Annotated in this window: 37 protein-coding genes; all 37 read left to right on the forward strand. The window is 42.2% G+C overall.

Going from position 1 to position 22,671, the window contains the following annotated elements; translation table 11 throughout:
- Positions 1 to 24 precede the first annotated feature (24 nt).
- The 37 genes from rplB to J7I93_RS17375 all read left to right on the forward strand — a co-directional run bounded on the left by rplB (position 25) and on the right by J7I93_RS17375 (position 22,403).
- On the forward strand, positions 25 to 855 hold the full coding sequence (gene rplB / locus J7I93_RS17195; protein ID WP_214727149.1) for a 50S ribosomal protein L2: 831 nt from the start codon (positions 25 to 27) through the stop codon (positions 853 to 855).
- A 60-nt stretch (positions 856 to 915) separates the two neighbouring features.
- Positions 916 to 1,194: a 30S ribosomal protein S19 gene (gene rpsS / locus J7I93_RS17200; protein WP_009336580.1), complete on the forward strand. Its 279-nt coding sequence runs from the start codon at positions 916 to 918 to the stop codon at positions 1,192 to 1,194.
- An 18-nt stretch (positions 1,195 to 1,212) separates the two neighbouring features.
- The gene (rplV, locus tag J7I93_RS17205; protein WP_009336582.1) at positions 1,213 to 1,554 is read left to right on the forward strand and encodes a 50S ribosomal protein L22; all 342 of its coding nucleotides are present in this window, start codon (positions 1,213 to 1,215) and stop codon (positions 1,552 to 1,554) included.
- Positions 1,555 to 1,557: 3 nt separating this feature from the next.
- Positions 1,558 to 2,214, forward strand: a complete 657-nt coding sequence (rpsC, locus tag J7I93_RS17210; protein ID WP_035332293.1) for a 30S ribosomal protein S3 — start codon at positions 1,558 to 1,560, stop codon at positions 2,212 to 2,214.
- 1 nt (position 2,215) lies between these two features.
- Positions 2,216 to 2,650: a 50S ribosomal protein L16 gene (rplP, locus tag J7I93_RS17215; RefSeq protein ID WP_009336587.1), complete on the forward strand. Its 435-nt coding sequence runs from the start codon at positions 2,216 to 2,218 to the stop codon at positions 2,648 to 2,650.
- Entirely contained in the window at positions 2,640 to 2,840 is a 201-nt protein-coding gene (gene rpmC / locus J7I93_RS17220; protein WP_009336588.1) for a 50S ribosomal protein L29, read from the forward strand. The genes rplP and rpmC overlap by 11 nt, the downstream gene beginning before the upstream one ends.
- 21 nt (positions 2,841 to 2,861) lie before the next feature.
- Positions 2,862 to 3,125 (forward strand): 30S ribosomal protein S17, encoded by a 264-nt coding sequence (gene rpsQ, locus J7I93_RS17225; protein WP_214727151.1) that lies wholly within the window; start codon positions 2,862 to 2,864, stop codon positions 3,123 to 3,125.
- A 40-nt stretch (positions 3,126 to 3,165) separates the two neighbouring features.
- On the forward strand, positions 3,166 to 3,534 hold the full coding sequence (rplN, locus tag J7I93_RS17230) for a 50S ribosomal protein L14 (RefSeq protein WP_214727153.1): 369 nt from the start codon (positions 3,166 to 3,168) through the stop codon (positions 3,532 to 3,534).
- 36 nt (positions 3,535 to 3,570) lie between these two features.
- Entirely contained in the window at positions 3,571 to 3,882 is a 312-nt protein-coding gene (gene rplX / locus J7I93_RS17235) for a 50S ribosomal protein L24 (protein WP_214727154.1), read from the forward strand.
- A 26-nt stretch (positions 3,883 to 3,908) separates the two neighbouring features.
- Entirely contained in the window at positions 3,909 to 4,448 is a 540-nt protein-coding gene (gene rplE / locus J7I93_RS17240; protein WP_144546243.1) for a 50S ribosomal protein L5, read from the forward strand.
- A 25-nt stretch (positions 4,449 to 4,473) separates the two neighbouring features.
- Complete coding sequence (rpsN, locus tag J7I93_RS17245) at positions 4,474 to 4,659, forward strand: 30S ribosomal protein S14 (RefSeq protein WP_009336593.1); 186 nt, start codon at positions 4,474 to 4,476, stop codon at positions 4,657 to 4,659.
- 29 nt (positions 4,660 to 4,688) lie between these two features.
- Positions 4,689 to 5,087, forward strand: coding sequence for a 30S ribosomal protein S8 (rpsH, locus tag J7I93_RS17250; protein ID WP_151537127.1), 399 nt, complete (start codon positions 4,689 to 4,691; stop codon positions 5,085 to 5,087).
- A 31-nt stretch (positions 5,088 to 5,118) separates the two neighbouring features.
- Entirely contained in the window at positions 5,119 to 5,655 is a 537-nt protein-coding gene (gene rplF / locus J7I93_RS17255; RefSeq protein ID WP_144546245.1) for a 50S ribosomal protein L6, read from the forward strand.
- Positions 5,656 to 5,687: 32 nt separating this feature from the next.
- On the forward strand, positions 5,688 to 6,050 hold the full coding sequence (gene rplR / locus J7I93_RS17260; RefSeq protein WP_214727155.1) for a 50S ribosomal protein L18: 363 nt from the start codon (positions 5,688 to 5,690) through the stop codon (positions 6,048 to 6,050).
- A gap of 24 nt (positions 6,051 to 6,074) precedes the next feature.
- Positions 6,075 to 6,575, forward strand: coding sequence for a 30S ribosomal protein S5 (gene rpsE, locus J7I93_RS17265; RefSeq protein WP_026583677.1), 501 nt, complete (start codon positions 6,075 to 6,077; stop codon positions 6,573 to 6,575).
- Between the two features lie 13 nt (positions 6,576 to 6,588).
- Entirely contained in the window at positions 6,589 to 6,771 is a 183-nt protein-coding gene (gene rpmD, locus J7I93_RS17270) for a 50S ribosomal protein L30 (protein ID WP_009336598.1), read from the forward strand.
- Positions 6,772 to 6,803: 32 nt separating this feature from the next.
- Positions 6,804 to 7,244 (forward strand): 50S ribosomal protein L15, encoded by a 441-nt coding sequence (gene rplO / locus J7I93_RS17275; RefSeq protein ID WP_214727156.1) that lies wholly within the window; start codon positions 6,804 to 6,806, stop codon positions 7,242 to 7,244.
- On the forward strand, positions 7,244 to 8,539 hold the full coding sequence (gene secY, locus J7I93_RS17280) for a preprotein translocase subunit SecY (RefSeq protein WP_214727157.1): 1,296 nt from the start codon (positions 7,244 to 7,246) through the stop codon (positions 8,537 to 8,539). Before rplO ends, secY begins: the two co-directional genes overlap by 1 nt.
- Positions 8,540 to 8,598: 59 nt before the next feature.
- Entirely contained in the window at positions 8,599 to 9,249 is a 651-nt protein-coding gene (locus tag J7I93_RS17285; RefSeq protein ID WP_214727158.1) for an adenylate kinase, read from the forward strand.
- Positions 9,246 to 9,992: a type I methionyl aminopeptidase gene (gene map, locus J7I93_RS17290; RefSeq protein ID WP_214727159.1), complete on the forward strand. Its 747-nt coding sequence runs from the start codon at positions 9,246 to 9,248 to the stop codon at positions 9,990 to 9,992. Before J7I93_RS17285 ends, map begins: the two co-directional genes overlap by 4 nt.
- Before the next feature lie 16 nt (positions 9,993 to 10,008).
- The gene (locus tag J7I93_RS17295) at positions 10,009 to 10,344 is read left to right on the forward strand and encodes a KOW domain-containing RNA-binding protein (protein WP_214727160.1); all 336 of its coding nucleotides are present in this window, start codon (positions 10,009 to 10,011) and stop codon (positions 10,342 to 10,344) included.
- On the forward strand, positions 10,322 to 10,540 hold the full coding sequence (gene infA, locus J7I93_RS17300; RefSeq protein ID WP_066192222.1) for a translation initiation factor IF-1: 219 nt from the start codon (positions 10,322 to 10,324) through the stop codon (positions 10,538 to 10,540). The genes J7I93_RS17295 and infA overlap by 23 nt, the downstream gene beginning before the upstream one ends.
- A gap of 35 nt (positions 10,541 to 10,575) precedes the next feature.
- A complete protein-coding gene (gene rpmJ, locus J7I93_RS17305; RefSeq protein WP_000868344.1) occupies positions 10,576 to 10,689 on the forward strand; it encodes a 50S ribosomal protein L36 in 114 nt (37 codons plus the stop codon).
- Positions 10,690 to 10,711: 22 nt separating this feature from the next.
- Complete coding sequence (rpsM, locus tag J7I93_RS17310) at positions 10,712 to 11,077, forward strand: 30S ribosomal protein S13 (RefSeq protein ID WP_110067561.1); 366 nt, start codon at positions 10,712 to 10,714, stop codon at positions 11,075 to 11,077.
- A gap of 21 nt (positions 11,078 to 11,098) precedes the next feature.
- Positions 11,099 to 11,488, forward strand: a complete 390-nt coding sequence (rpsK, locus tag J7I93_RS17315; protein ID WP_048011510.1) for a 30S ribosomal protein S11 — start codon at positions 11,099 to 11,101, stop codon at positions 11,486 to 11,488.
- Between the two features lie 174 nt (positions 11,489 to 11,662).
- The gene (locus J7I93_RS17320) at positions 11,663 to 12,607 is read left to right on the forward strand and encodes a DNA-directed RNA polymerase subunit alpha (RefSeq protein WP_026583683.1); all 945 of its coding nucleotides are present in this window, start codon (positions 11,663 to 11,665) and stop codon (positions 12,605 to 12,607) included.
- A gap of 78 nt (positions 12,608 to 12,685) precedes the next feature.
- Positions 12,686 to 13,048 (forward strand): 50S ribosomal protein L17, encoded by a 363-nt coding sequence (gene rplQ / locus J7I93_RS17325; protein WP_214727162.1) that lies wholly within the window; start codon positions 12,686 to 12,688, stop codon positions 13,046 to 13,048.
- A 578-nt stretch (positions 13,049 to 13,626) separates the two neighbouring features.
- Complete coding sequence (locus J7I93_RS17330) at positions 13,627 to 14,466, forward strand: energy-coupling factor ABC transporter ATP-binding protein (RefSeq protein WP_214727163.1); 840 nt, start codon at positions 13,627 to 13,629, stop codon at positions 14,464 to 14,466.
- Complete coding sequence (locus J7I93_RS17335; RefSeq protein WP_214727164.1) at positions 14,442 to 15,311, forward strand: energy-coupling factor ABC transporter ATP-binding protein; 870 nt, start codon at positions 14,442 to 14,444, stop codon at positions 15,309 to 15,311. Before J7I93_RS17330 ends, J7I93_RS17335 begins: the two co-directional genes overlap by 25 nt.
- On the forward strand, positions 15,308 to 16,105 hold the full coding sequence (locus tag J7I93_RS17340) for an energy-coupling factor transporter transmembrane component T family protein (protein WP_214727165.1): 798 nt from the start codon (positions 15,308 to 15,310) through the stop codon (positions 16,103 to 16,105). Before J7I93_RS17335 ends, J7I93_RS17340 begins: the two co-directional genes overlap by 4 nt.
- A 12-nt stretch (positions 16,106 to 16,117) precedes the next feature.
- A complete protein-coding gene (gene truA / locus J7I93_RS17345; RefSeq protein ID WP_214727166.1) occupies positions 16,118 to 16,855 on the forward strand; it encodes a tRNA pseudouridine(38-40) synthase TruA in 738 nt (245 codons plus the stop codon).
- A 232-nt stretch (positions 16,856 to 17,087) separates the two neighbouring features.
- Positions 17,088 to 17,525: a 50S ribosomal protein L13 gene (rplM, locus tag J7I93_RS17350; RefSeq protein WP_214727167.1), complete on the forward strand. Its 438-nt coding sequence runs from the start codon at positions 17,088 to 17,090 to the stop codon at positions 17,523 to 17,525.
- 20 nt (positions 17,526 to 17,545) lie between these two features.
- A complete protein-coding gene (rpsI, locus tag J7I93_RS17355) occupies positions 17,546 to 17,938 on the forward strand; it encodes a 30S ribosomal protein S9 (protein WP_214727168.1) in 393 nt (130 codons plus the stop codon).
- 259 nt (positions 17,939 to 18,197) lie between these two features.
- Positions 18,198 to 18,626: an ASCH domain-containing protein gene (locus J7I93_RS17360; RefSeq protein ID WP_214727169.1), complete on the forward strand. Its 429-nt coding sequence runs from the start codon at positions 18,198 to 18,200 to the stop codon at positions 18,624 to 18,626.
- 354 nt (positions 18,627 to 18,980) lie between these two features.
- Positions 18,981 to 19,823, forward strand: a complete 843-nt coding sequence (proC, locus tag J7I93_RS17365) for a pyrroline-5-carboxylate reductase (RefSeq protein WP_214727171.1) — start codon at positions 18,981 to 18,983, stop codon at positions 19,821 to 19,823.
- A gap of 162 nt (positions 19,824 to 19,985) precedes the next feature.
- Entirely contained in the window at positions 19,986 to 21,110 is a 1,125-nt protein-coding gene (gene proB, locus J7I93_RS17370; protein ID WP_214727172.1) for a glutamate 5-kinase, read from the forward strand.
- Between the two features lie 24 nt (positions 21,111 to 21,134).
- Positions 21,135 to 22,403 (forward strand): glutamate-5-semialdehyde dehydrogenase, encoded by a 1,269-nt coding sequence (locus tag J7I93_RS17375; protein WP_214727174.1) that lies wholly within the window; start codon positions 21,135 to 21,137, stop codon positions 22,401 to 22,403.
- Positions 22,404 to 22,671: the final 268 nt, after the last annotated feature.

Here is a 22,671-nt window from a genome sequence, read left to right on the forward strand (position 1 = left end):
AAACTAGAAGAGGAGGGAAACGAAATGGCGATTAAAAAGTATAAACCTACCTCTAATGGTCGTCGCGGCATGACGGTTTCTGATTTCGCAGAAATCACGACTAATCAACCGGAAAAGTCTTTACTTGCTCCTTTAAAGAGAAAAGGCGGCCGTAACAACCAAGGTAAGTTGACAGTTCGTCATCAAGGCGGCGGTCATAAACGTCAATATCGTGTAATCGATTTTAAACGTAACAAAGATGGCATTCCAGGACGCGTTGCCACAATCGAGTATGATCCAAACCGCTCTGCAAATATTGCACTAATTAACTATGTAGATGGAGAAAAGCGCTACATCCTTGCACCTAAGAATTTACAAGTGGGCATGGAAGTAATGTCTGGTCCAGAAGCTGACATCAAAGTGGGTAATGCACTTCCACTTATCAACATTCCAGTGGGTACTGTAATCCACAACATCGAATTAAAGCCTGGTAAGGGTGGACAATTAGTACGTTCTGCAGGTACTTCTGCACAGGTTCTTGGTAAAGAGGGCAAATACGTACTAGTTCGTTTAAACTCTGGTGAGGTTCGTATGATTCTTGCTGAGTGCCGAGCTACTGTTGGTCAAGTTGGCAACGAGCAGCACGAGCTTATTAACATTGGTAAAGCAGGACGTTCACGCTGGTTAGGCAAGCGCCCAACTGTACGTGGTTCTGTAATGAACCCTAACGATCACCCACACGGTGGTGGTGAAGGACGTGCGCCAATCGGACGTAAGTCTCCTATGACTCCTTGGGGCAAGCCGACACTTGGTTACAAGACACGCAAGAAGAACAACAAATCAGATAAATTTATCGTACGTCGTCGTAAAAAATAACGGGATTGTACTACGGTTCCACATAAGAACCGTAGAGCAATCACGAAGGGAGGTTCAATCATGGGTCGCAGCTTAAAAAAAGGACCTTTTGTTGATGAACATTTAATGACAAAGATCGAAAAGCTAAACGAAACAGAAAGCAAACAAGTTACTAAAACTTGGTCTCGCCGTTCTACGATCTTCCCGCAATTCATCGGACACACAATCGCAGTTTATGATGGTCGTAAACATGTGCCTGTATACATCACTGAAGACATGGTAGGCCACAAGCTTGGAGAATTCGCTCCAACTCGTGCGTACAAAGGCCATGGCAATGATGATAAGAAAACAAGACGTTAATGAGAGGAGGGCATTCTTATGCAAGCTAAAGCTGTTGCAAGAACAGTTCGTATTGCTCCTCGTAAAGCTCGTTTAGTCGTAGATTTAATTCGAGGAAAGCAAGTAGGCGAAGCAGTGGCGATTTTAAACCTTACACCTAAAGCTGCTTCTCCAATCGTAGAAAAAGTATTAAAATCCGCACTAGCTAACGCTGAGCACAACTACGAAATGGACGTTAATAATTTAGTGGTTGCTCAAGCGTTCGTAGACGAAGGACCAACTTTAAAACGTTTCCGTCCGCGCGCTATGGGTCGTGCAAGCCAAATTAACAAACGCACTAGTCATATTACTATCGTTTTATCAGAAAAGAAGGAGGGATAATCAGTGGGTCAAAAAGTAAATCCAGTCGGTTTGCGTATCGGAGTCATCCGTGATTGGGAGTCTAAGTGGTACGCAGGCAAAGACTATGCTGATCTTTTACACGAAGACCTTAAGGTTCGTGAGTATATCACAAAGCGTCTAAGCGATGCTTCTGTTTCTAAAGTAGAAATCGAACGTGCTGCTAACCGCCTGAACATCACAATCCACACTGCGAAACCAGGTATGGTTATCGGAAAAGGTGGTACTGAGGTTGAAGCACTTCGTAAATCTCTTAACTCATTAACTGGCAAACGTGTTCATATCAACATTCTTGAAATTAAAAGAGCTGATATCGATGCGAAATTGGTAGCGGAAAACATTGCTCGTCAATTAGAAAACCGCGTATCTTTCCGTCGTGCTCAAAAACAAACTATTCAACGTGCAATGCGCGCTGGCGCTAAGGGTATCAAAACAATGGTATCTGGTCGTTTAGGCGGTGCTGATATCGCTCGTTCAGAATCATACAGCGAAGGAACAGTTCCACTTCATACTCTTCGTGCTGATATCGATTATGCTACAGCTGAAGCTGATACAACTTACGGTAAATTGGGCGTAAAAGTATGGATCTATCGTGGAGAGGTCCTTCCTACGAAGAAGAAAACTGGGGAAGGAGGCAAATAATATGTTATTGCCAAAACGCGTAAAATATCGTCGTGTACACCGCGGAAAAATGCGTGGTCAATCTAAAGGCGGCACTGAAGTAAACTTCGGTGAATATGGTTTACAAGCACTTGAAGCTTCATGGATCACTAACCGTCAGATTGAGTCTGCACGTATCGCAATGACTCGTTACATGAAACGTGGCGGTAAAGTTTGGATTCAAATATTCCCGCATAAGCCTTACACTGCAAAGCCTCTAGAAGTCCGCATGGGTTCCGGTAAAGGTGCTCCAGAAGGCTGGGTAGCAGTAGTAAAGCCTGGTAAAGTAATGTTTGAAATCGCAGGTGTATCTGAAGAGATCGCTCGTGAAGCATTACGTCTTGCATCACACAAACTTCCTGTTAAGTGCAAGTTTGTAAAACGAGAAGAAATTGGTGGTGAATCAAATGAAAGCTAATGAAATTCGTGACCTTACCACTGCCGAAATAGAACAAAAAGTTAAATCATTAAAAGAAGAGCTATTCAACCTTCGCTTTCAATTGGCGACTGGACAACTTGAAAATACAGCTCGCATCCGTGAAGTACGCAAAGCGATTGCCCGCATGAAAACTGTAATTCGTGAAAGAGAAATCGGCTTTAGCAAGTGATATTGAGAGGAGGTTCGCACAATGAGTGAACGCAACCAACGCAAAGTTTACACTGGACGCGTCGTTTCTGACAAAATGGATAAGACAGTTACAGTCCTGGTAGAAACTTACAAAAAGCATCCTTTATACGGTAAACGCGTTAAGTACTCTAAAAAGTTTAAGGCTCATGATGAGCAAAACGAAGCAAAAATGGGCGATATCGTTCGTATTATGGAAACTCGTCCACTATCTGCGACTAAACGCTTCCGTCTTGTAGAAGTAGTTGAAAAAGCAGTAATTATCTAATTGTACGGAATAAGCTTTATCCCGAAGGGAGGTTACACACATGATTCAACAAGAATCACGTTTAAAAGTTGCTGACAACTCTGGTGCTCGTGAGGTACTTACAATTAAAGTTCTTGGTGGCTCTGGCCGCAAAACTGCTAATATCGGCGATATTATCGTTTGTACAGTGAAACAAGCAACACCTGGTGGCGTTGTTAAAAAAGGTGATGTTGTTAAAGCGGTAGTAGTTCGAACAAAGAGCGGTGTACGCCGTAATGACGGTACTTACATTCGTTTCGATGAAAACGCATGTGTAATTATTCGTGATGACAAAGGCCCGCGCGGAACTCGTATCTTCGGACCTGTTGCTCGTGAACTACGCGAAAACAACTTCATGAAAATTGTATCTTTAGCTCCAGAAGTATTATAAAAACAAATCAAATTGCCTTTAAGGAGGTGCGCACAGATGCATGTGAAAAAAGGTGACAAAGTTATGGTCATCTCTGGTAAGGATAAAGGCAAAACGGGCGTTATTCTTGCAGCGTTCCCTAAACAAAGTCGAGTACTTGTTGAAGGTGTGAACATTGTAAAAAAACACTCAAAGCCTTCACAGATGAATCCGCAAGGCGGAATTATCAGCCAAGAGGCACCTGTTCATGTATCAAACGTTATGCCTATCGATCCTAAGTCTGGTGAACCAACTCGTGTAGGCTATAAAACGGTTGATGGCAAAAAAGTACGTGTAGCAACAAAATCCGGTGAAGTTCTAGATAAATAGTTTAAAGAAGAAGGGAGGTACAATGAATGAACCGCCTAAAAGAAAAACAAGTAAAAGAAATTACTCCTGCTCTAATGAGCAAGTTTAACTATAAATCAGTTATGCAAGTACCTAAGCTTGATAAAATCGTTATCAACATGGGTGTTGGTGACGCTGTTCAGAACGCAAAAGCACTTGATAAAGCAGTTGAGGAATTAACGTTGATCACTGGTCAAAAGCCTGTTATCACTCGTGCTAAGAAATCAATCGCTGGTTTCCGCCTTCGTGAAGGTATGCCAATCGGTGCAAAAGTTACTCTTCGTGGAGAGCGCATGTATGAATTCTTTGATAAGTTAGTATCTGTATCTCTTCCACGTGTACGTGACTTCCGCGGTATTTCCAAGAAGTCTTTTGACGGCCGTGGTAACTATACTCTAGGTGTCAAAGAACAGTTGATCTTCCCTGAGATTGATTACGATAAAGTAAGCAAAGTTCGTGGTATGGATATCGTTATCGTAACTACAGCTAACACTGATGAAGAAGCTCGTGAACTTTTAACTCAATTTGGAATGCCATTCCAAAAGTAATCGCTAAATAGAGGGAGGCGAAAACGTGGCTAAAAAGTCAATGATTGCGAAGCAAAAACGCACGCCTAAACATAAGGTACAAGAATACACACGCTGCGAACGTTGCGGACGTCCACATTCTGTATACCGTAAATTTAAGCTTTGTCGTATTTGTTTCCGTGAATTAGCATATAAAGGACAAATTCCTGGCGTGAAAAAAGCTAGCTGGTAAACCCCAACTATGGGAAGGAGGTAAAAACAATGGTCATGACAGATCCAATTGCAGACTTGCTAACTCGCATCCGTAATGCGAATATGGTTCGTCACGAAAAATTAGAAGTTCCTGCTTCTAATATCAAAAAGGAAATTGCTGATATCTTAAAGCGTGAAGGTTTTGTGCGTGATGTTGAGCTTATCGAAGACAACAAGCAGGGTATCATCCGCATTTTCTTGAAATATGGTTCAAACAACGAACGCGTTATCACTGGTCTTAAGCGTATCAGTAAGCCTGGTCTTCGTGTATACGCAAAGGCTGACGAAGTACCTCGCGTACTTAACGGTCTTGGAATCGCACTAGTTTCTACTTCTCAAGGAGTTCTAACTGATAAAGAAGCTCGCGCTAAACAAGTCGGCGGAGAAGTTTTAGCATACGTTTGGTAATAGAGTTTTTCATGAATGGAGGTGCAATTAAATGTCTCGTATAGGTAAAAAACCAATCGAAATTCCATCTGGTGTTACTGTTACTCTTGACAAGAACACTGTTACTGTAAAGGGTCCTAAAGGTGAACTTTCACGTTCATTCAACCCAGATATCGAAATCAAGGTGGAAGAAAACGTAATTAACGTTTCTCGTCCATCAGAAGCAAAAGAACACCGCGCTTTGCACGGCACAACTCGCGCACTTCTTGCTAACATGGTTGAGGGTGTGTCTAAGGGATTTGAAAGAGGACTTGAGCTTATTGGTGTCGGTTACCGTGCTCAAAAACAAGGCAAAAAGCTTGTTTTAAACGTTGGTTACTCTCATCCTGTTGAAATTGAGCCTGAAGAAGGTCTTGAAGTTGAAGTGCCATCTAACACAAAGATTATTGTTAAAGGTACTAACAAAGAGCGTGTTGGTGCACTAGCTGCCAACATCCGTGAAGTTCGTCCTCCAGAGCCTTATAAAGGCAAAGGTATCCGTTATGAAGGCGAATATGTTCGTCGTAAAGAAGGTAAAACAGGTAAGTAATGCCGCATAGGTAAACGAAAGGAGTGACCTAAATGATTACGAAGGCTGATAAAAATGCAGTTCGTAAGAAAAGACATGCTCGTGTGCGTGCGAAGCTTTCTGGAACTGCGGCTCGTCCTCGTTTAAATGTGTATCGTTCAAACAAACACATTTATGCTCAACTTATTGATGATGTAAATGGAGTAACTGTAGCAAGTGCTTCTACATTAGATAAAGAAGTAAGCCTTGATGCTACTGGAAACGTTGATGCAGCAGTAAAGGTTGGAGAATTAGTTGCTAAACGCGCAGTCGAAAAAGGCGTTAAAGCTATCGTTTTCGATCGTGGTGGCTATCTATATCATGGACGTGTTCAAGCATTAGCAGATGCAGCACGTGAAAATGGCTTAGAATTTTAATAGACAAAGGAGGGACACAAAAAGATGCGTCGTATTGATCCAAACAAACTTGAACTTGAAGAGCGCGTAGTTACGGTTAATCGTGTAGCAAAGGTTGTTAAAGGTGGACGTCGTTTTCGTTTCTCTGCTCTTGTAGTAGTAGGTGACAAAAACGGTCACGTTGGCTTTGGTACAGGAAAAGCACAGGAAGTTCCTGAAGCGATCCGCAAAGCAATTGAAGATGCTAAGAAAAACTTAATCGAAGTGCCTATGGTTGGAACTACTATTCCTCACCAGGTAATCGGACATTTCGGTGCTGGAGAAATCCTTCTTAAGCCTGCTTCTGAAGGTACTGGTGTAATCGCCGGCGGTCCAGTTCGTGCGGTTCTAGAATTAGCTGGTGTTGGTGATATCCTATCTAAATCTTTAGGTACAAACACACCAATCAACATGGTTCGCGCCACTTTGAACGGTTTAACACAATTAAAACGTGCTGAGGACGTAGCGAAATTACGTGGTAAATCAGTAGAAGAACTGTTAGGATAAGGAGGGATATCAAATGGCGAATAAACTAGAAGTTACCCTCACTCGCAGCGTGATTGGTCGCCCGCAAGACCAGCGCGAAACAGTTAAGGCTCTTGGCTTACGTAAAATGCACCAAACAGTTGAGCATCAAGATAATCCTGCTATCCGCGGAATGATCAACAAAGTTGCTCACCTTGTTGTGGTAAAAGAAAAATAATTCTATTCTTCTACAAATAAGGAGGTGCCAACATGAAACTTCATGAATTAAAGCCTGCAGAAGGTTCTCGTCAAGAACGCAAACGCAAAGGCCGTGGTATCGGTTCCGGTAACGGTAAAACTGCTGGTAAGGGTCATAAAGGTCAAAACGCTCGTTCTGGCGGCGGTGTCCGTCCTGGATTCGAGGGTGGTCAAACACCTTTATTCCAACGCTTACCAAAGCGCGGTTTCACTAACATCAACCGTAAAGAATACGCGGTTGTGAACCTTGATGCTCTAAACCGTTTCGAAGACGGAGCAGAAGTAACACCTGAGCTTCTTATCGAAACTGGTGTAGTAAGCAATGAAAAAGCAGGAATCAAGATTCTTGCTAAAGGCAAAGTTGAGAAAAAGCTTACAGTAAAAGCTCATAAATTCTCCTCTGCTGCAAAGGAAGCTATTGAAGCTGCCGGCGGTAAAACTGAGGTGATTTAATGTTTCAGACAATCTCCAATTTTATGCGTGTGGGTGATATAAGACGAAAGATTATTTTCACCCTACTAATGCTGATCGTATTTCGCATCGGTACATTTATTCCTGTACCGGGCGTAAATGCTGATCTGTTAAAAGCCCAGGATGAACTTAATGTATTCGGTGTCCTGAATACATTCGGCGGCGGGGCGCTCCTTAACTTCTCGATCCTTGCTATGGGGATCATGCCGTATATTACTGCTTCCATTATCGTGCAGCTTTTGCAGATGGATGTAGTACCTAAGTTTACGGAATGGTCTAAGCAAGGTGAGGTTGGACGCCGTAAGTTAGCTCAGTTTACCCGTTACTTTACTATCGTGCTTGGTTTTATCCAGGCTCTCGGTATGTCTTATGGCTTTAATAACCTTGCAGGCGGAATGCTGATTGAGAATCCGGGAATAGGATCATATTTGTTAATTGCTGTAGTATTGACTGCCGGAACTGCATTTTTGATGTGGCTTGGTGAGCAAATTACATCAAAAGGCGTAGGCAATGGAATCTCCATCATTATCTTTGCTGGTATCGTAGCTGGTATTCCTTCAACGGTAAATCAGATCTATGCACAGCAATTTGAAAATGCAGGAGAACAGTTATTCCTTCGCATTGTGACAGTATTGCTTATCTTAATCGCAGTTGTTGCTATTGTTGTGGGTACAATCTTTATCCAGCAAGCATTAAGAAAAATTCCTATTCAATACGCTAAGCGTGTGACAGCAGGAAAAAATTCTGCTGGCGGACAATCTACACATCTTCCGTTAAAAGTTAATGCAGCTGGAGTAATTCCAGTAATCTTTGCCATTTCATTTATCATTACTCCAAGAACCATTGCGGGTTTCTTCGAACAGAATGATGTCACGTTATGGGTTCAAAGAATATTTGACTATACGACTCCAATCGGAATGGTCATTTATAGTGCATTAATTATTGCTTTTACTTATTTCTATGCTTTCATTCAGGTGAATCCGGAGCAAGTTGCGGAAAACTTGAAGAAGCAGGGCGGTTATATCCCGGGCATTCGTCCAGGAAATAACACACAGGAATATTTGACTCGCGTCTTATACCGTTTAACATTTGTTGGTGCGCTGTTCCTAACAGTTATTTCAATTCTGCCGGTATTTTTTATAAATATCGCTGGATTGCCTGAATCTGCACAAATTGGGGGCACTAGCCTGCTAATCGTTGTCGGTGTTGCACTTGAAACAATGAAGCAGCTTGAAGCACAGCTGGTTAAGCGTCATTATAAAGGTTTCATAAAATAATTTGGTTGAAGGGGACAGCGTGTTCCCTAAAACCATTTAGAGACTAGGGGGAAATTGACGTGAATTTAGTATTAATGGGGCTCCCTGGTGCCGGCAAAGGTACACAAGCTGAGAAGATCGTCCAAAAATACGGCATCCCTCATATCTCTACTGGAGATATGTTCCGTGCGGCTATTAAAGGCGAAACGGAACTAGGCCTTAAAGCTAAATCATTCATGGATAAAGGCGAACTTGTACCTGATGAAGTTACAATCGGCATTGTCCGTGAACGTTTAAGTAAGGATGATTGTGAAAAAGGCTTTTTGCTTGATGGCTTCCCAAGAACGGTAGCTCAAGCTGATGCCCTTGAAGACATCCTTTCTGATTTGAATAAAAAAATTGATTATGTTATTAATATTGATGTCGATCAGAGTATTCTAATGGAACGTCTTACAGGACGCCGCATTTGTAAAGATTGCGGAGCTACTTATCATTTAGTATTTAATCCTCCAGCGAAAGACGGAGTATGCGATCGCTGCGGCGGAGAGCTGTACCAGCGTGCAGATGATAACGAAGCTACTGTTCAGAATAGACTTGACGTTAATATTAAACAAACAAAACCGTTGCTTGATTTCTACGAAACGAAAGGATATCTGCGCAATATTGATGGTCAGCAAGATATTAATAAAGTATTTTCTGATCTTGATGCTTTGCTCGGGGGCTTACAATGATAATTTGCAAAACCCCGCGTGAAATTGAGATAATGCGTGAGGCCGGCCGGATCGTAGCACTTACACACCAGGAACTGAAAAAACACATTGAACCAGGAATCACAACTTTGGAATTAGATGAAATTGCAGACAAGTTTATTCGTAAGCACGATGCAATCCCCTCTTTCAAAGGGTATAATGGATTCCGCGGAAGTATATGTGCTTCAGTCAATGATGAACTTGTTCATGGCATTCCTGGTGAAAGAGTATTAAATAATGGTGATATAATCAGCATTGATATTGGTGCTAAATATAACGGTTATCATGGTGACTCAGCCTGGACTTATGCGGTAGGCAAAATTGATGAAGAAGCCCAGCGTCTTATGGATGTGACGGAGGAATCATTATATAAAGGCCTGGCAGAAGCAAAACCGGGTGAGCGCTTGTCGAACATCTCCCATGCTATCCAAACGTATGCGGAATCAAATGGCTTTTCCATTGTGCGCGAGTATGTCGGCCATGGTGTAGGGCAAGACTTACATGAGGACCCCCAAATTCCTCATTATGGACCGCCCAACAGAGGGCCGCGTTTAAAGCCGGGTATGGTACTTGCAATTGAACCGATGGTGAATGCAGGAAGTCGTTATGTGAAAACGTTAGCCGATAACTGGACTGTTGTGACGGTTGACGGTAAAATGTGTGCACACTTTGAGCATACAATAGCGATCACTGAATCCGGTTATGAAATATTAACAAAAGCCTAAGGTGCAGGTGATTCCATTGGTTGATTCTGATTCGAATCCGCAGCCTGGTCAAATTGTTTTGATCAAACGCGGGCGCGATGCTGGTCAATATGCTATAATTATAAGGTTGATGGATGAAAGGTTTGTTTTGCTTGCAGACGGTGATAAGAAGAAATTCGATCACCCGAAGAAAAAGAACATTCAGCATCTGCAATTGCTTAATTATATCTCTCCAGAAGTTCAGAGCAGTCTCAAAGAGACCGGCCGTGTAACAAACGGAAAGTTGCGCTTTGCTCTTGCAAAGTATGTAAATGAATTCGTATATGATATGAAGAAGGGAGAATCGTTCAATGGCGAAAGACGATGTAATTGAAATAGAAGGCACAGTTATTGATACTTTGCCAAATGCAATGTTTAAGGTAGAATTAGAAAATGGTCATACAGTGCTGGCTCATGTTTCCGGTAAAATCCGTATGCACTTCATCCGTATCTTACCTGGAGATAAAGTAACAGTTGAGCTATCTCCATATGATTTAACACGCGGTAGAATCACATATCGTTTTAAATAATCATTGCACTCCGTACTATTAAGGAGGTTAGGATAATGAAAGTAAGACCATCAGTTAAACCAATCTGCGAAAAGTGTAAAGTTATCCGCAGACGTGGAAAAGTAATGGTTATCTGTGAAAACCCTAAACATAAACAAAAACAAGGCTAAAATGAAGGAGGTGCGCTAACTAATGGCACGTATTGCTGGTGTAGATATTCCACGTGAAAAGCGTGTAGTAATCTCATTAACTTATATCTTTGGTATTGGTAAATCTACAGCTCAGAAGATTCTAGCTGAAGCTGGTGTTTCTGAAGACACTCGTGTTCGTGATTTAACGGAAGATGAATTAAACAAAATCCGTGACATCATTGACAAATTAAAAGTTGAAGGTGACCTTCGCCGTGAGGTTTCACTTAACATCAAGCGTTTAATGGAGATCGGAAGCTATCGCGGTCTACGTCATCGCCGTGGTTTACCGGTTCGCGGACAAAACACTAAAAACAACGCACGTACACGCAAAGGTCCTCGTAAGACTGTAGCGAACAAGAAGAAATAATCGGTAAAGGAGGTACTATAAATGGCTCGTAAAACTAATACACGTAAACGTCGTGTGAAAAAGAATATTGAACAAGGTATTGCACATATCCGTTCTACTTTCAATAACACAATCGTAACTATCACTGATGTTCATGGAAATGCTATTTCCTGGTCAAGTGCCGGAGCTCTTGGATTTAGAGGTTCTCGTAAATCTACTCCATTCGCAGCTCAAATGGCAGCTGAAACTGCAGCTAAAACTTCTCAGGAACATGGTATGAAATCCCTTGAAGTAACTGTTAAAGGACCTGGTGCAGGACGTGAAGCTGCTATCCGTGCTCTTCAAGCTGCCGGCCTTGAGGTTACTGCAATCAGAGACGTAACTCCTGTTCCACATAACGGATGTCGTCCACCAAAACGCCGCCGTGTATAATTTTTCTGTATAGATTTTGTATCCTTGTCTATAATGGGATATGATACTAATTTTTTAGCTCATACAGAACAATTATTCCAGTTGTTGTGCACAAAACGGGAACGTATACATGGGGGAATTTCGGTTAGAGATTGCTAGCCGGGGTTTCGACGTTTTGAAGGAGGGTATATTTTGATGATCGAAATAGAAAAACCAAAAATCGAAACGGTTGAGATCAGCGATGATGCCAAGTACGGCAAGTTCGTCGTAGAGCCACTTGAGCGTGGGTATGGTACAACTTTGGGTAACTCCTTACGTCGTATCCTTTTATCCTCACTCCCAGGTGCCGCTGTCACATCGATCCAAATTGATGGGGTACTTCATGAGTTCTCAACAATTGAAGGCGTCGTAGAAGATGTAACATCTATCATTTTAAACATTAAAAAACTAGCACTTAAAATCTACTCTGATGAAGAAAAGACATTAGAAATAGATGTACAGGGTGAAGGTGTAGTAAAAGCAGCTGACGTTACCCATGACAGTGATGTTGAAATCCTTAATCCGGATCTTCATATCGCCACTCTTGGTTCAAATGCCCACTTGCGCATGCGCTTAACGGCGAAGCGTGGACGCGGCTATACACCAGCTGACCAAAACAAGAGAGAAGATCAGCCAATTGGTGTGATTCCGATCGATTCCATCTACACTCCAGTAGCTCGTGTTTCATACCAGGTAGAGAATACACGTGTAGGGCAAATGACTAACTATGATAAGTTAACATTCGATGTTTGGACTGACGGAAGTACAGGTCCTCAAGATGCGGTTGCACTTGGAGCGAAGATCTTAACTGAGCATTTGAATATCTTTGTCGGTTTGACTGACGAAGCTCAAAATGCCGAAATCATGGTTGAAAAAGAAGAAGATCAAAAAGAGAAAGTACTTGAGATGACAATTGAAGAACTGGATCTTTCTGTACGTTCTTACAACTGTTTAAAGCGTGCTGGCATCAATACTGTTCAGGAGTTAGCTAATAAGACTGAAGAGGATATGATGAAGGTTCGCAACTTGGGCAGAAAGTCTCTTGAGGAAGTAAAACATAAATTAGAAGATCTTGGACTGGGCTTACGTAAAGACGATTGATAAGTTAACATTAGTTAGTTATCATTTTATGTATGCTTTCAGCAGATTGAATGACTTCAACAAAGGAGGGAAACTTTCATGGGATACAGAAAGTTAGGACGCACTAGTGCACAACGTAAAGCTATGCTGCGTGACTTAGCAACAGATCTAATCATCAATGAGCGCATCGAAACAACTGAAGCTCGTGCGAAAGAACTTCGTTCAGTTGTTGAGAAAATGATCACTCTTGGAAAGCGTGGCGACTTGCATGCTCGTCGTCAAGCATCAGCTTTTGTTCGTAATGAGGTAGCAAACGCTGAAACCAAGCAGGATGCAGTTCAAAAACTATTCAGCGACATCGCAACTCGTTATGAAGAGCGCCAAGGCGGATACACTCGTATTATGAAGCTTGGACCTCGTCGTGGAGACGGTGCGCCAATGGTAATTATCGAGTTAGTATAATTTTAAAGGAAAGGGCGCGGGACAGTTTAATCAGAAACTTGTTCTTTGCCCTTTTTCTATAACGTGGATACCTTCCTGAATTTGTAAGGTGTCCGTTAACCAAGCCAAAAAACGAGCGTTATGATGAGCATGTACATCTTTTAAACAGGATGAAAGTTTTTTGTACTCAGCCTTCTTAGAGGCTCTCCTTTTTCCTGGTACACTGTCTCGTCTAGCTCACGCACCTCTTCCGATTTCTATTATTGCGAAGGACAGGATATCTGTCTGACGGAAAGAGGTGCAGGCTTTTTTAATAGCAAGAACCACCATACTGCTTAACTATGAGCTTTTAATAGGGAGGCATAATAGGCATCCAATAAGCTTTGATAGCAGAAATCCAGTTTTTCTTGTATACAAGTGTGGGAGAATGGTTACATTCAACGCTTGCTATCCAGTTAAATAACCTATTATCGAACTATTAAAGCTCGCCAAAAATGGCGGGTTTTTTATTAGGCTAAAAATATAGTAAGATTAGGCACTAAGACTTATTGTTGAGCAGAGCGAAAAAGAGAGAAGCAGAGTTGAGAGGAGGAATCGAGATGAAAGAGCCACTGGTTGTATTAGAGAATGTCTCGTTTAAATACGATGCTGAGTCTGAATATGCCCTTCGAGATGTTTCATTTACTATTTTTAAAGGAGAATGGCTCGCTATTGTAGGCCATAACGGTTCAGGAAAGTCGACGCTTGCCAAGCTCCTGAATGGCTTGCATTTTCCTCTTGAGGGGATCATAACAGTTGGCGGAATGCATTTGGCAGAGGATACTGTATGGGAGACCAGAAAGAAGATCGGCATGGTTTTTCAAAATCCGGATAACCAGTTTGTTGGAACTACTGTTCAAGATGATGTGGCTTTTGGTTTAGAAAACCATGGAATTGAAAGAAATGACATGGTGCAAAGAGTTACTCAATCATTAGAAAAAGTCAAAATGGCACAATTTCTTGATCAAGAGCCGCACCATCTCTCCGGAGGTCAGAAGCAAAGGGTAGCGATCGCAGGTGTCATTGCCTTAAGGCCGGATATTATTATCCTTGATGAGTCTACCTCGATGCTGGATCCAAGAGGGCGTGAAGAAGTATTGGAAACAGTTAGAGAGCTTAAGCAGGATTATAATATGACGGTTATCTCGATTACTCATGATTTAGAGGAAGCCGCAAAGGCGGACCGCATTCTGGTCATGAACAAAGGACAGCTTTACCGTGAGGGAACACCTGAGGAAATCTTTCAAATGGATGACGAGCTGGTTAAGCTCGGTTTAGATATTCCCTTTCCTGTTAAGCTTAGCAAAATGTTAAGGGAAAAAGGATTGCCCTTATCCAGGCATTATTTATCTGAAGAAGAGTTGGTGGAAGAGTTATGGACATCTCACTCCAAGATGTAGAATACCGTTACCAGGTTAATACGCCATTTGAACGCCTTGCGATAAAAGATGTATCCATCGATATTCCATCTGGCACCTTCCTGGCTATCATTGGGCATACAGGGTCTGGAAAGTCTACTGTTCTCCAGCATTTGAATGCACTGCTGAAGCCGACAGAAGGCAAGGTGTTTATTGGAGATCGTGTCATATCTGCAGAGAAAAAACAGAAAAAACTGAAGGAAGTCCGCCAAAAGGTCGGAATCGTATTTCAGTTTCCTGAGCATCAGCTGTTTGAGGAAACGGTAGAAAAAGATATATGTTTTGGCCCAATGAATTTTGGAGTTTCTGAAATGGAAGCCAAAAAAAGGGCACGTGCTGCAATCCAGCAAGTTGGACTTCCAGAAGAGATCCTGAACAAGTCTCCGTTTGATCTATCAGGCGGGCAAATGAGGCGTGTTGCCATTGCAGGCGTGCTTGCTATGGAACCGGATGTTATCGTCCTGGATGAGCCTACTGCAGGTCTTGATCCGCGAGGAAGAAAAGAGATTATGGATATGTTCTTTCGCTTGCATCAAACCAGAGGGCTCTCAACTGTGCTGGTAACTCATAGCATGGAGGATGCCTCCCGTTACGCTGACCAGATTGTCATTATGCATAACGGAGAAGTGTATGAGAAAGGAACACCTAAAGAAATCTTTTCCTCACCTGAGGGGTTGCTTAAGCTTGGCCTTGATGTCCCTGAGGTTGTCCGTTTTCAGCAGAAATTTGAAACGTTATTCAACACCCGTTTCTCTAAGACTTGTTTAACAATGGAGGAGCTGACGGAAGAGGTAGCATCATTAGTGAAGAGGGGTGCGCCGAAATGATGGATAAAATGATTTTTGGGCGCTACGTTCCTGCCGATTCTGTCATTCATTGGATGGATCCACGCTCAAAGCTGATTCTTATCTTTTTATTTGTCTGTATCGTTTTTCTTGCCAATAATTTTTTGACTTACGGTATATTAACGGTTTATACCTTTTTTATGATCGCTTTGTCAAAAGTGCCCTTCAAGTTTATTTATACGGGCTTGAAGCCAGTACTTCTGCTTGTTATTTTTACTTTATTCCTGCACTTATTTTTAACGAAAGAAGGAGAAGTCCTCTTCCGGTTTGGGTGGTTAACCATCTATGAAGAAGGATTGAGGCAGGGGATCTTTATTTCATTGCGCTTTTTCCTGCTGATTTTGATGACTTCCATTCTGACTTTAACAACGACTCCGATTGAAATAACCGACGGCTTAGAAAGTCTGCTCGCTCCTCTAAACAAGATAAAGTTTCCGGTTCATGAGCTGGCTCTGATGATGTCTATTTCTCTTCGGTTTATTCCAACCCTCATGCAGGAAACGGATAAGATAATGAAGGCACAGACAGCAAGGGGAGTGGACTTTACGAGCGGCCCTATTAAAGACCGGGTTAAAGCTATAATTCCGCTGCTAATCCCCTTGTTTGTCAGTTCTTTTAAAAGGGCTGAGGAGCTTGCAGTGGCGATGGAGGCACGCGGGTACAGAGGCGGGGAAGGCAGAACGAAATACCGGCAGCTTAGCTGGGGTCTGAAGGATACAGGAATGCTTGCTATGCTTGCGGTACTGACCCTTGTGCTATTTCTGCTGAGGACATAATGGAGCTGAATTATGCAAAGATTTAAATGTATCGTTACCTATGATGGCACCCATTTTGCCGGCTATCAGATTCAGCCGAATAAGCGGACCGTACAGGGAGAGCTGGAGAGGGCCTTAAAGAAGCTTCATAAGGGAGAAGACATAAAGGTAACAGCCTCTGGAAGAACCGATGCTGGCGTCCATGCAAGAGGCCAGGTGATTCACTTTGATTCTCCACTAAATATTCCAGATGAAAAGTGGGAGATTGCCCTGAATTCACTGTTGCCCGATGATGTAGCGGTCATTGGGGCTGCAAGGGCTGCTGAGGACTTTCACGTACGCTTCGATGCCAAAGGGAAGGAATATCGGTACTTCGTGCATTTATCGTCCAGGAGGGATCCTTTTAAGCGCCACTATGCCTATCAATTTCCTTTTGCTTTAAATGTTGATTCAATGAAAAAAGCAGCAGCAGGCTTAGTTGGAACGCACGATTTCACGAGCTTCTGTTCAGCAAAAACGGAAGTGCAAGATAAGGTAAGGGAAATCCAGGAGATCGAGGTGTTCGAAGAAGGGGATATGCTCATATTCCGTTTTAAAGGCACTGGTTTTTTATATAATATGATCCGCATACTCGTCGGAACTCTTCTGGAGGTCGGGTCCGGGGAAAGAGACCCGAATTCTATGACTGCTGTTATCGAGGAGAAAAACAGATCTGCTGCAGGGAAAACAGCGCCTCCCCAAGGTTTATATTTATGGAAAGTTTTTTATTAAAATTTTGGTAAAAAACAGCGAGGAACCACGAGGACGCGTTGTAAAGCCAAATTCTTTTTAAAAAAAGATCTAAAACAACTAAACCAGGTGTAACATCCCCTTGACATTGGACTGTCAAAGTTATAATATAGCATATGGTATTATTATTAAAACCACGATAAGCCCCGGAACTTATTGTGTCGAATATATTAAACCAAAATGATTAATGATGGATTTATTAGGAGGGAAACTGATGCGTACAACGTTTATGGCGAATTCAAATAATATCGAACGTAAATGGTACGTGGTTGATGCTGAAGGCAAAACTCTAGGTCGTCTTGCTAGTGAAGTAGCATCAATCTTACGTGGTAAACATAAACCAACTTATACACCACATGTAGATACTGGTGATCATGTTATTCTTATCAACGCTTCAAAAATCGAACTTACTGGGAAAAAGCTTACTGACAAGATCTACTACCGTCACAGCATGCACCCAGGCGGTCTAAAGACAAGAACTGCTCTTGAAATGCGTACAAACTACCCTGAGAGAATGTTAGAGCTTGCTATCAAAGGCATGCTTCCAAAGAACTCTCTTGGCCGTCAAATGTTCAAGAAATTACACGTATATGCTGGTAGCGAACATCCGCACCAAGCACAACAACCTGAAGTTTACGAACTTCGTGGATAATTTTTAGGGAGGTTATTAACTTGGCACAGGTTCAATATATTGGTACTGGTCGTCGTAAGAGCTCCGTTGCACGTGTTCGTTTAGTTCCAGGCGACGGTAAAATCATCATCAATGATCGTGAAATCACAGATTACATTCCTTTTGCAGCTTTACGTGAAGTTGTAAAACAACCGCTTGTAGCTACTGAAACTCTTAACAGCTACGACATTCTTGTAAATGTAAACGGCGGTGGATACACTGGTCAAGCTGGCGCAATCCGCCACGGTATCGCTCGTGCGCTGCTTCAAGCTGACCCAGAATTCCGTCCAACATTAAAGCGCGCAGGACTACTAACTCGTGACGCACGTATGAAAGAGCGTAAGAAATACGGTCTTAAAGGTGCTCGTCGTGCTCCTCAGTTCTCAAAGCGTTAATTATCAAGCTTTCAAAGGCTCTCAACCGTTTGGTTGGGGGTCTTTTTTAATTCTAAAAAGTTTAGTTGACTTTTAGAACAACGAGATCCAGGTTGGAAAAGCGGTTATTTAAATAAGTGACTGGGAAGCTGAATATAGTACTGAACAAGACTCTATTCTTTAGCTAAGAATCATAATTGTTTTTAGCCTTTGCAAAATTGAAATAAGGATACAGGGGCATATTAAAATTAGGTTCTAGAATTTGAAAGGGTGCAGAAGCTTGAAAGTTCTATCAATGATCCAGCCTTGGGCAAGTCTTTTTGTTCTGAGAGAATCGAAGTTTGAAACAAGGTCTTGGAAAACGAATTATCGAGGATCTTTAGCTATTCATACAAGTATAAAGGTAGATAGAGCTGCGTGCCGCCATATAGCAATTCAAAATCTCTTAAAGAAGCATGGGTACTTAAGTGAGAATCTTCCCACTGGTATGATCATTGCCATGTGTAACCTTGAGAATTGCTTAAAAATCATTGGAAATGATCAATCTTCTGCCATTTTGGAAGATGGACGAATCATAACAGGGAATGAATTTTTTCTGGGCGACTATAGAATGGGAGGCTACGCCTGGGAGATTAAAAATATGCAGATGCTCCATGATTTTATACCGGCAAAAGGCAAACTAGGGCTATGGGAGCATGAATTGAATTAGGCAAAAGTGCAGAATGAAAAGTTAAATAGTCCATCATATCGCTCAGCCAGCCAGCTGGTTTTTTTTATTTTTAATTCGGTAAGTCACTGTCGCTTATTGTCGGATATAGCAGACTATACAGAAAGTGGTGTTTTTTATTTTAGCAAATATCGGCTTGAGAAGGGATTATCATTGCTGAGGAAGGCTAAGGGGATGTTCAGATGTAAATGTTAGCGTTTTCATTCACTTTCTCGCCCTTATCCTCCTGACTTTCCGATATAGCCTTGATTATGAATCTCAGCATGTTACGATAGATAACGTTGAAAAAATACGAACGGTTTTACGAACAGAATGATCATCTTAAGGAGGATGTCCATGTTAGAAAATAAAACGATTGCTTTTTTAGGCGCAGGTTCAATGGCAGAGTCAATGATTTCAGGAGTTATGACAGCTGAAAAAACGCCAGCGGATCAAGTTTATGTTACAAACAAGAGCAATGCAGGCAGACTTGTTGAAATGGGTGAAAAGTACGGTGTGCAGGCTATGCCGCAGAGCGAGCTGCCATTTGAAAAGATTGACTTGTTTATTTTAGCCATGAAACCAAAGGGTGCAGAAGAAGCTCTTCATTCTATAAAAGACAAATTAAAACCTAACCAGGTGATCCTTTCTGTATTGGCAGGCATTACAACGGAGTTTATGGAAGAGCATTTAAATGCTGGCCAGCAGGTTGTCCGTGTGATGCCGAATACCTCAAGCATGATTCAGGAATCCGCTACTGCTGTCGTGGCAGGCAAGAATACAAGCATGGCTAATGTTGATTTGGTTAAGGAGCTGCTTGAATGCATGGGTGAGGTTTATATCATCGATGAAGATCAAATGGATGTTTTTACGGGATTAGCCGGAAGCGGTCCTGCCTATTTCTATTATTTGATGGAAAACATGGAACGCGTAGGGGTAGAAAAAGGTATGGATGAAGAAACGGTTCGAAAAATAGTGGCGCAAACCATTTTCGGTGCTGCAAAGATGGTACTGGAAAAAGAAGAAGCACCGACTTCACTTAGGGAAAAAGTAACTTCTCCTAACGGTACGACCGCTTCGGGACTGGAAGCGCTAAGGAAATTTAACGGAGGAGAAGCCATCTCACAGGCAGTCGAGCATGCTGCGAAACGCTCGAAGGAAATCAGCAAGGAATTGGAAGGGGTACTTGTCACTTCCTAGCCTTAAGGAAGTTCATAAACCCGGGGAATAAAGCGGTCGAATTCTTTTGACTCTCCGGCCCACACCAGGCGGCCATTGTGTCAACGCGAACTTCTCGGCCCTGTACTTATTTATTTATGAACCTCAATTATAAAGGCTGCAATAGTTCACAGGAGGTATTGGATGTTAAATAAAGAAAAGCAGATAAAAAGAGTTGTTATTAAGATTGGAAGCAGCTCATTAACAAGCATGCACGGAGAAATTAGCCGCAGGAAGCTTGAAAACCTTGCGGAGCAAATTGTGGCTTTGAAGGATGCTGGCTATGAAACAGCTGTGGTTTCATCAGGTGCTGTAGCAGCGGGCTATCGCAAGCTTGGGTGCATTGAACGCCCATCATCACTTCCGGAAAAGCAGGCTGCAGCTTCAATTGGCCAAGGGCTGCTAATGGAATCTTACTCAGAACTCTTTTTATCTCACGGGTATGTGGCTTCACAAATATTAATCACACGAAGTGACTTCTCCGATGAAGTACGTTATGGAAATATGCATAACACGATGAATGTGCTATTGGAGCGCGGAATCATTCCAATTATTAATGAAAATGATACCGTTACAGTCGATCGGTTGAAATTTGGGGACAATGATACCCTTGCTGCGAAGGTTGCAGGCCTTATTGATGCTGATCTGCTCATCATTCTATCGGATATTGATGGCCTATATGACAGCAATCCAAATGATAATCCACATGCACAGCTTCTGGAAAATGTTCATTCTATTACACCGGAAATTGAAGCAGCAGCTGGCGGGTCAGGAAGTGCTGTTGGAACCGGCGGCATGAAATCAAAGATCCAGGCAGTGAAAATTGCGATGGCAGCAGGGATCGACTCCTTTTTAGGAAAAGCAGGAACCGAGAATATCTTATTGGATGCTGTGGAAGGTACTGCAAAAGGAACTTATTTCGAACAGGAATCAGATGCATTTAACCTCGATAATCAAAGACAGTGGATTGCTTTCCATTCAGGTCCAGAAGGCAAGGTTACAATCAACTCTGATGCCAAAGCCGCCATTATTGATAATAATGAAAATTTGTATCGTTCTGATATCCAGGAGGTTAAAGGCCGGTTCAAGGATGGCGCGGTTGTCCGTATCCTTGATGAAGAAGGAAAAGAGATCGGCCTCGGCAGAATTAATTTTTCAAATGAACAGCTTAATGAATTAACAGCAGAAGATGAAAAAGAGCTAGAACCGGCAATTGCACAAGAAACGTTTGTATGTTCACGGGATTTTAAACTGCCGGCACTTGTTTAATGTAAATATACTAGGAGGGATTCAATGACTACTGCAGCTGCAGTAAAAAAAAGTACAGTTGAAGAACAGGCGAAGAGGGCAAAAAAGGCTGCCAAAAGTTTAAGTATTTTAACGACAGAAGAGAAAAATGAAGCACTTCGTACAGTCGCAGATGCTTTGGATACAGGATATGAATCGATTATACAAGCGAATCTTATCGATCTGAAAAATGGAGAAGAAAAAGGGTTTGAGCAGGCCTTTATGGACCGTCTTTCCCTTAGTAAAGAACGTATAAATGACTTTGCAGAAGGCCTTCGCCAAGTCGCGGAACTTCCTGACCCAATTGGAGATGTCATGTCAGGCTGGACATTGGATAACGGCTTAAAGGTAGAAGAGGTACGAGTTCCGCTTGGCGTCATTGGAATGATCTATGAGGCGCGCCCAAATGTAACGGCTGATGCAGCAGGACTGGCCTTAAAGTCAGGAAATGCCATCGTTTTAAAAGGCGGTTCTTCCGCTCTAAATTCGAATAAAGCCATTGTGGAGATTATTCATCATGCACTTGAAGAGACAAAAATACCAAAAGATGCGGTTCAATTCATTGATACGGTGGACAGAGAAGCCACTCAAACGCTTTTCACTATGAAAGAGCATATCGATGTATTAATCCCGCGAGGAGGAGCATCTTTAATTAAAGCTGTTGTTGAAAATGCGACAGTTCCTGTGCTTGAAACAGGAGTAGGTAACTGCCATATATATGTGGATAAGGATGCAGATCCGGAGAAAGCCATCAATATCCTTATTAATGCAAAAACAGATCGGCCGGCTGTCTGCAATGCAGCGGAAACGCTGATTGTTCATGAAGCATGGCTGAACCAGCATAAAGAATTGCTTGCAGAATCATTTAAAAAGCATGGTATTACCGTTCATGGAGACGAGTCAGCAGCCGCTGCCCTTCCAGATGTAAAGACAGCAACTGAAAGTGATTGGGCAAATGAATATTTAAGCCTGGATCTAGCTGTAAAAACCGTTAAAGATTTGGAAGAAGCGATTGACCATATCGACCAGTATGGTACAAAGCATTCTGAAGCGATTATTACAGAAAATGCAGACACAGCGAAGAAGTTTATGCAGTTAACGGATGCTGCGGCACTTTATCATAATGCATCCACAAGGTTTACAGATGGAGGGGCGCTAGGCTTTGGTGCTGAAATCGGCATATCAACACAAAAACTTCATGCGAGGGGACCTATGGGCCTTCCAGCATTAACAACCCGTAAATATATAATGTCCGGAAACGGGCAAATTAGATAAGAACTTATGACAGGCACCGGCGTTAGCTGGTGCTTTTTTGTTAGGCTGTGATAACGCAATTGTTGGTTTACTCGTAAATAGCTGTCACATTTCCTTAGTCATGTCTAGTCAGTCTGCATATTCACTTCATTGTCTATCGATAAAAGCAAACTGAAGGGAGACAATGCAGGCGAGCGGAAATCAACACCAAAGCTTAACGGTATCTTTGTTAAAAAAATTGGCAGATGAATCGTGCCTGCTTTTTGTATTTCTCTCCCGCGGCAGATAA

Source organism: Bacillus sp. ISL-47, from assembly GCF_018613175.1.
Lineage (GTDB): Bacteria > Bacillota > Bacilli > Bacillales > Cytobacillaceae > Cytobacillus.

Bases quoted from the DNA above. Each gene is read 5' to 3' on its own strand.
- J7I93_RS17375 (WP_214727174.1), top strand. From the start codon at position 21,135: ATGACTACTGCAGCTGCAGTAAAAAAAAGTACAGTTGAAGAACAGGCG.
- rplF (WP_144546245.1), top strand. From the start codon at position 5,119: ATGTCTCGTATAGGTAAAAAACCAATCGAAATTCCATCTGGTGTTACT.
- rplX (WP_214727154.1), top strand. From the start codon at position 3,571: ATGCATGTGAAAAAAGGTGACAAAGTTATGGTCATCTCTGGTAAGGAT.
- rpmC (WP_009336588.1), top strand. From the start codon at position 2,640: ATGAAAGCTAATGAAATTCGTGACCTTACCACTGCCGAAATAGAACAA.
- secY (WP_214727157.1), top strand. From the start codon at position 7,244: ATGTTTCAGACAATCTCCAATTTTATGCGTGTGGGTGATATAAGACGA.
- rplP (WP_009336587.1), top strand. From the start codon at position 2,216: ATGTTATTGCCAAAACGCGTAAAATATCGTCGTGTACACCGCGGAAAA.
- rpsQ (WP_214727151.1), top strand. From the start codon at position 2,862: ATGAGTGAACGCAACCAACGCAAAGTTTACACTGGACGCGTCGTTTCT.
- J7I93_RS17330 (WP_214727163.1), top strand. From the start codon at position 13,627: ATGAAAGAGCCACTGGTTGTATTAGAGAATGTCTCGTTTAAATACGAT.
- rpsH (WP_151537127.1), top strand. From the start codon at position 4,689: ATGGTCATGACAGATCCAATTGCAGACTTGCTAACTCGCATCCGTAAT.
- J7I93_RS17320 (WP_026583683.1), top strand. From the start codon at position 11,663: ATGATCGAAATAGAAAAACCAAAAATCGAAACGGTTGAGATCAGCGAT.
- rpsM (WP_110067561.1), top strand. From the start codon at position 10,712: ATGGCACGTATTGCTGGTGTAGATATTCCACGTGAAAAGCGTGTAGTA.
- map (WP_214727159.1), top strand. From the start codon at position 9,246: ATGATAATTTGCAAAACCCCGCGTGAAATTGAGATAATGCGTGAGGCC.
- rpsS (WP_009336580.1), top strand. From the start codon at position 916: ATGGGTCGCAGCTTAAAAAAAGGACCTTTTGTTGATGAACATTTAATG.
- rplN (WP_214727153.1), top strand. From the start codon at position 3,166: ATGATTCAACAAGAATCACGTTTAAAAGTTGCTGACAACTCTGGTGCT.
- rplE (WP_144546243.1), top strand. From the start codon at position 3,909: ATGAACCGCCTAAAAGAAAAACAAGTAAAAGAAATTACTCCTGCTCTA.
- rplB (WP_214727149.1), top strand. From the start codon at position 25: ATGGCGATTAAAAAGTATAAACCTACCTCTAATGGTCGTCGCGGCATG.
- truA (WP_214727166.1), top strand. From the start codon at position 16,118: ATGCAAAGATTTAAATGTATCGTTACCTATGATGGCACCCATTTTGCC.
- J7I93_RS17335 (WP_214727164.1), top strand. From the start codon at position 14,442: ATGGACATCTCACTCCAAGATGTAGAATACCGTTACCAGGTTAATACG.
- rplV (WP_009336582.1), top strand. From the start codon at position 1,213: ATGCAAGCTAAAGCTGTTGCAAGAACAGTTCGTATTGCTCCTCGTAAA.
- infA (WP_066192222.1), top strand. From the start codon at position 10,322: ATGGCGAAAGACGATGTAATTGAAATAGAAGGCACAGTTATTGATACT.
- rplQ (WP_214727162.1), top strand. From the start codon at position 12,686: ATGGGATACAGAAAGTTAGGACGCACTAGTGCACAACGTAAAGCTATG.
- rplO (WP_214727156.1), top strand. From the start codon at position 6,804: ATGAAACTTCATGAATTAAAGCCTGCAGAAGGTTCTCGTCAAGAACGC.
- proB (WP_214727172.1), top strand. From the start codon at position 19,986: ATGTTAAATAAAGAAAAGCAGATAAAAAGAGTTGTTATTAAGATTGGA.
- J7I93_RS17340 (WP_214727165.1), top strand. From the start codon at position 15,308: ATGATGGATAAAATGATTTTTGGGCGCTACGTTCCTGCCGATTCTGTC.
- rpsK (WP_048011510.1), top strand. From the start codon at position 11,099: ATGGCTCGTAAAACTAATACACGTAAACGTCGTGTGAAAAAGAATATT.
- rpmJ (WP_000868344.1), top strand. From the start codon at position 10,576: ATGAAAGTAAGACCATCAGTTAAACCAATCTGCGAAAAGTGTAAAGTT.
- rplM (WP_214727167.1), top strand. From the start codon at position 17,088: ATGCGTACAACGTTTATGGCGAATTCAAATAATATCGAACGTAAATGG.
- proC (WP_214727171.1), top strand. From the start codon at position 18,981: ATGTTAGAAAATAAAACGATTGCTTTTTTAGGCGCAGGTTCAATGGCA.
- rpsE (WP_026583677.1), top strand. From the start codon at position 6,075: ATGCGTCGTATTGATCCAAACAAACTTGAACTTGAAGAGCGCGTAGTT.
- rpmD (WP_009336598.1), top strand. From the start codon at position 6,589: ATGGCGAATAAACTAGAAGTTACCCTCACTCGCAGCGTGATTGGTCGC.
- rplR (WP_214727155.1), top strand. From the start codon at position 5,688: ATGATTACGAAGGCTGATAAAAATGCAGTTCGTAAGAAAAGACATGCT.